Consider the following 5,120-nt stretch of genomic DNA (forward strand, 5'->3'; position numbering starts at 1 on the left):
TAGAATCTATCATTGATGATATATATCTTGCTCTTTTTACTTCATCTCCTTTCTTAGATGCTTGTACCTCTATATCATAGTAAGTACCTTCTTTATCAACAGCAAGACAGTCTAGAATAACAGAATGTCCTTTATCATAGAGATATATATCATCTTGTGTGTTAATTTTTAATATGGATATATCATCTCTATTTAAGGTTACTCGAACAATATGCTCTACAAAAGGACTATTATCCTTTGCCATAGTGCGAAAGAGAGTATCATCGATAGGACGTAGTGACCTCGCTATCGCTCTTTCTTCCTCTGTATATTTTTCTTTTGATTTCAACATACATTTCCTTATTAATAACTTCTTGAGATAGTATTACAAAGATTTACTTCTCTTTTGTTTTTATTACCTCCTACTATTAATAATAAAAATTTGTTTTTTTCTATTTATTATAGAGAAACTAATACTCTTACAGGTATGACCTAAAAGAGTATAAGATTAGTCATTTATTCGTGTTTCTCTATAATCTTTAATCCATATAAATCCATTATTTATGTAATCATCCATACTATTATTAAAGGAAATAGGAATACTAGGTATTAATGAAAACTCAAGATAGTTTTTATTCAAATGGAGTACTTATTGTGTAACTTAAGTAATAGTGCTCTATCCTATAATTCTTTTGAATAAAGCTTATCCCAATACATATGCCAAAATAATTAAAAAATTGATATTTCAAAAATCTCCTAATACATAAATGTCATGACTACCTTGATATGAAATATCTGTTCTATAGCCTGTATCAGTTTTTTAGCCACCACTAGAAAGCATTTAGAATTAATTTGAATCTCTGGAATTTAAGCTATTTTTTTTGATTAATAAAATCAAAAGAATAATTTAAAAATATAATCCTGTAGATGGGCAGGTAGTATCGTTAATAGTTTCATCTTTAAACTATTCTTCACATTGTAATAATATTTAGGATGCTTACTCTCTAAAGCTTTGATATATACTTTTGCTAATATTTTAGGGTCTTTTGCATTTTTAAGCTCCCCTGTCATTAAGAACTTAATACGAGTTAAGAAACGTTTATAGTACTTTGTTGATGCTAATAGAGTATCAAAAGCTGAATTAATTCCACCCTGCATATTAGTTTTAAATGCACCAGGTCTTATTCCAATTACCTTAATACCATGAACCTGCATCTCACGTCTTAAAGAGTCGTTATAGTTATCTACAGCATGTTTGGATAGAGGATAATACCCATGAATAGGAATAGCAGTAATACGTGCATATTCACTTGAAATATTTATTATTCTTCCTTTTGCAGATTTAATTTCTTCAAAGAACAAGTTGTTTAGTTTAAAGGTCGATGTAAAGTTTATTGCCATTATCTTATCTATTGTCGTAAATGGAAGCTCAACAAATGAACCTAAAATTACAATACCTGCAAAATTAGTAATTACATCTACTTTATCTGTATAATTAGTTACCTTTTTATAGAAGTTTAAAATGCTTTCATCAGAAGTTAAATCAAGAGGGAATAAATACTCATTACCTCTTATGGTTTCTTCCTTTATTGCAAGGTCACCTTCAAATACTCTATATCCCTTATTAAGTAATTGTTTTATGACGGCTTGAGCAAGACCACTTAAAGAACCTGTTATTACTGCATTTTTCATAGCTGTTAACTATAAAACAAAAGGCATGGAATTTCCATGCCTTAAAGTCTTAGTGACAATGATGACTCATTTTGCTCCACTGTTCTTGAGAAGATTGATGATATAAGTCTTCTTTACAGCTTTAGCGTAATCAAGAACTGAGTGACCTTGATAATCGCAGACATTGATATCTGCACCACACTTGATGAGCTGAGTAGCAATCTTTGTCTCACTGTTGTTGTTTACAGCCATAATTAAAGCTGTTTCGCCAAGATAGTTTCTTGCATCGATGTTTGCACCTGCTGAAAGGAGTGTCTCAATAACCTTTGGATTGTCTGAATTGTTTGCAGCAAGGTGAAGTGCATTTGAACGATACTTTGGTTCTGCTTCGTGGATATCACCACCAAGTTCGATAAGAGCTTTAAGAACTGCTACACAGTGATTATACTGAGCTGCGAGCATTACAGGAGTTAAACCCCATTCATTGTGTACATTGATGTCCGCACCTGCTTCAACAAGCTTTTTAATTTCACTTGCTTTTGTTGCTGAGATTGCAGCCTGAAGAAGCTTCTTGTTTAAAGAATCAGTAGATTTTGCCATTTGTAATTTTCTCCTTAGCTATAACCTATTATTTATATAAGAAAAGGTAAATAGGAAAAAATATTAAAATACCGTTTTTTACTATAACTAATCTTAGATAATACTAAAAATTACTTGATCAGTATTAAGATTTTTAATACCCCTATTATTTGTTTGTCAATTTCTTTCTCATCAACTATACTTAATTCATGATCACAAAAGATATGATTAAAAGAGTTCCTAAAGTTGAACTTCATGACCATCTTGATGGTGGACTAAGAATTGAAACTATTATTGAGCTTTCAGAAAAAGAAAATCTTCCGCTCCCTTCTCATGATCCTGTGGAGCTTAAAGCTTGGTTTGTAAGGGGCTGTATGCAAAAGTCTCTTTCTCTTTACTTAGAAACTTTCCAATACACTATTGCTGTTATGCAGACAAAAGAGAACTTGGAGCGTATTGCATTTGAAGCAATTGAAGACTTAGCTAAAGAGAATGTTGTTTACGCAGAAATAAGATTTGCTCCAGATTTGCACACTCAAAAAGGTCTAAATCTAGAAGAAGTTGTTACAGCTGTTCTTGCTGGCCTTGATAGAGGAAAGGCCAAAACAGGGCTTCAATATGGTTTAATTTTATGTGCAATGCGTAATGAGGATCCTGCTCATACTCTAGAAATTGCTGAATTAGCTGTAGCTTTTTCAGATAGAGGTGTTGTAGCCTTTGACATCGCTGGTGATGAATATGGTCATCCACCTAAGAAGCACTTAGATGCATTCCAATATATTAGAAATAAAAACTTTAATATTACAATTCACGCAGGTGAAGCCTTTGGAGTTGAGTCTATTTGGCAAGCCATTCAAATCTGTGGTGCACACAGAATTGGTCATGGCGTAAGACTCGTTGAAGATATGCACATTGAAGGTAGTAGCATATTAAAGCTTGGTTCACTATCACAATTTGTACTTGATAGAAGAATACCAATGGAAATGTGCTTAACAAGTAATGTTGGAACTGGTGCTGTAGAAAGCTATGAAAAGCATCCTTTCCCAATCTTCTTTAAAAATAACTTTAGAGTATTTTTATGTTCTGATAATCGCCTCATGAGTGATACTAACTTAACTAAAGAATTCACTATTGCTGCAGAAAAGTATAATTTATCTCTTCGCGATATTGAAAAGATTACTATAAATGCAATGAAATCTGCATTCCTTCATCACAATGAAAAGATAGCAATTATCTATGATATTATAAAAAAGCAATATGCTGAACTTCGTAAGGAATACTCAATAGATTAAAAGAGAGGGCAACTTGCCCTCTCCTATTTTCATACTGATTTAATATTTGGTGATTTATATTCTTTGTATTCAACACCAACTCTTTCAAGCATTGTTTCAACTTCACTTTGCAAACCACAAAGTGCAACCTTAAAGCCTCTAGCTTTACATTCTTCAAGAATTGAACCAAGCTCTTCAGCACCACTATGATCTATTTGGGAAACGCCTCTTAGAGAGAAGACGAACTTCCTAAATCCTTCACTTGCTAATTTATTTACAACAGCTGTTATCTTATCTTGGTTACCAAAGAAAAGCATACCATTAATAAATATTGCACATGTATCTTTACTTGCCTTTTCAACTTCAATTGTTAAGTCAGAGCTAGCTCTTAATACAAATAATAGCATTGAAAGACCAACACCAATAATAATTGCTGTTGTAAGGTCAAATACTACAGTTGCAATCATTGTAACTAAGAATTGAGCAATACTTGTCTTAAGCTTCTTTGAGAAAATAACATGAATAGTTTCCCACTCATTCATTCTCCAAGCAGTAACCATTAATACACCTGATAACGCTGCAAGAGGAATCTTTGCCATTAATGGGGAGAGTAAGAACATTGATAAAAGTAATCCAACGGAGTGAATTACTGATACCATTCTTGTTACACCACCACTTTTAATTGCTACACTTGTTCTTGCAATAGCAGCTGTAGCAGGAATACCACCAAAGAAAGGAATTAAGGCATTACCAATACCTTGTGCATAAAGTTCTTGAGTTGCATCAATCTTTTCACCCTTCATCTTTCCCCCAGATGCACCACAAAGGAGAGATTCGATCATACCTAAGAGTGCAATTGATAATGCAGGAGATAAGAACTTGACTAAGTAAGCAGGATTTAATGATGAGAACATCAATCTTTCTTCAGGAAGTAATGTTCTAGGAATTGCTCCTACAGTTGCAACATCTAAGTTAAAAATTAGTTGAACAACTAAAGCCACAATAATTGCAAGAAGTGATGATGGGAAAACTTTATTAAACTTCTTTGGCCAAAGTATCATGATTAGGGCACAAAGAACTGTATAAAATACAGCACTAAGTGCTGGATGGAAGCCTAGTGTAAAGTAGCTCCCAAGCTTTGCAATTGCACTACTACCTTGTGATACTGTTCCAAAGGCATTATCCACCTGTCCAAGTGCAATGATAATAGCAATGCCAGATGTAAAGCCTGTAATTACTGGTTTAGGAATAAAACTAACAAGTTTACCAATCTTAAAGATTGCAAAGAGCAATAATAAAAGTCCTGATAAGAAACCTGCTGCAAATACCCCCTGTAAACCATAGGTTGCACTTAAGGAAAGCAAAATTGCAGCCATAGCTCCAGTTGGTCCAGATATCTGATATGAAGCACCTGATAACCCACCAATTACAAGACCTGCAATAATTGCACAAATGAGACCAGAAGCAGCATCTGCTCCTGATGAAACACCAAATGCTAAAGCTAAAGGAAGAGCAACAGCAGTACATGTAATACCTGCAAGAGCATCTTTCATAAAAGCAGAAGCATTATAACCTCTAAATTCTTTTTTAAGGATTGTAAAGTAATTATTTATCTGCATA

At 33.3% G+C, this 5,120-nt stretch carries 5 protein-coding genes; 1 reads left to right on the forward strand and 4 read right to left on the reverse strand.

Features of this window, described 5'->3' with window-relative positions:
* The 3 genes from SOY52_RS00985 to SOY52_RS00995 all read right to left on the reverse strand — a co-directional run.
* Positions 1-331: hypothetical protein (locus SOY52_RS00985; protein ID WP_414429575.1), on the reverse strand; the 331-nt coding region annotated here is incomplete at its 3' end.
* 542 nt (positions 332-873) lie between these two features.
* On the reverse strand, positions 874-1,671 hold the full coding sequence (locus SOY52_RS00990) for an SDR family NAD(P)-dependent oxidoreductase (protein ID WP_320847118.1): 798 nt from the start codon (positions 1,669-1,671) through the stop codon (positions 874-876).
* 66 nt (positions 1,672-1,737) lie between these two features.
* On the reverse strand, positions 1,738-2,250 hold the full coding sequence (locus tag SOY52_RS00995; protein ID WP_320847119.1) for an ankyrin repeat domain-containing protein: 513 nt from the start codon (positions 2,248-2,250) through the stop codon (positions 1,738-1,740).
* Positions 2,251-2,438: 188 nt separating this feature from the next.
* Here SOY52_RS00995 and SOY52_RS01000 point away from each other — a divergent pair, with 188 nt between their 5' ends.
* Entirely contained in the window at positions 2,439-3,521 is a 1,083-nt protein-coding gene (locus SOY52_RS01000; RefSeq protein WP_320847120.1) for an adenosine deaminase, read from the forward strand.
* A gap of 29 nt (positions 3,522-3,550) precedes the next feature.
* Here the strand turns inward: SOY52_RS01000 and SOY52_RS01005 are convergent.
* The coding region (locus SOY52_RS01005) for a SulP family inorganic anion transporter (protein WP_320847121.1) at positions 3,551-5,120 on the reverse strand (1,570 nt) is incomplete at its 5' end.

It is taken from the genome of Bullifex sp. (assembly GCF_034103065.1).
Taxonomy (GTDB): domain Bacteria; phylum Spirochaetota; class Spirochaetia; order Sphaerochaetales; family Sphaerochaetaceae; genus Bullifex.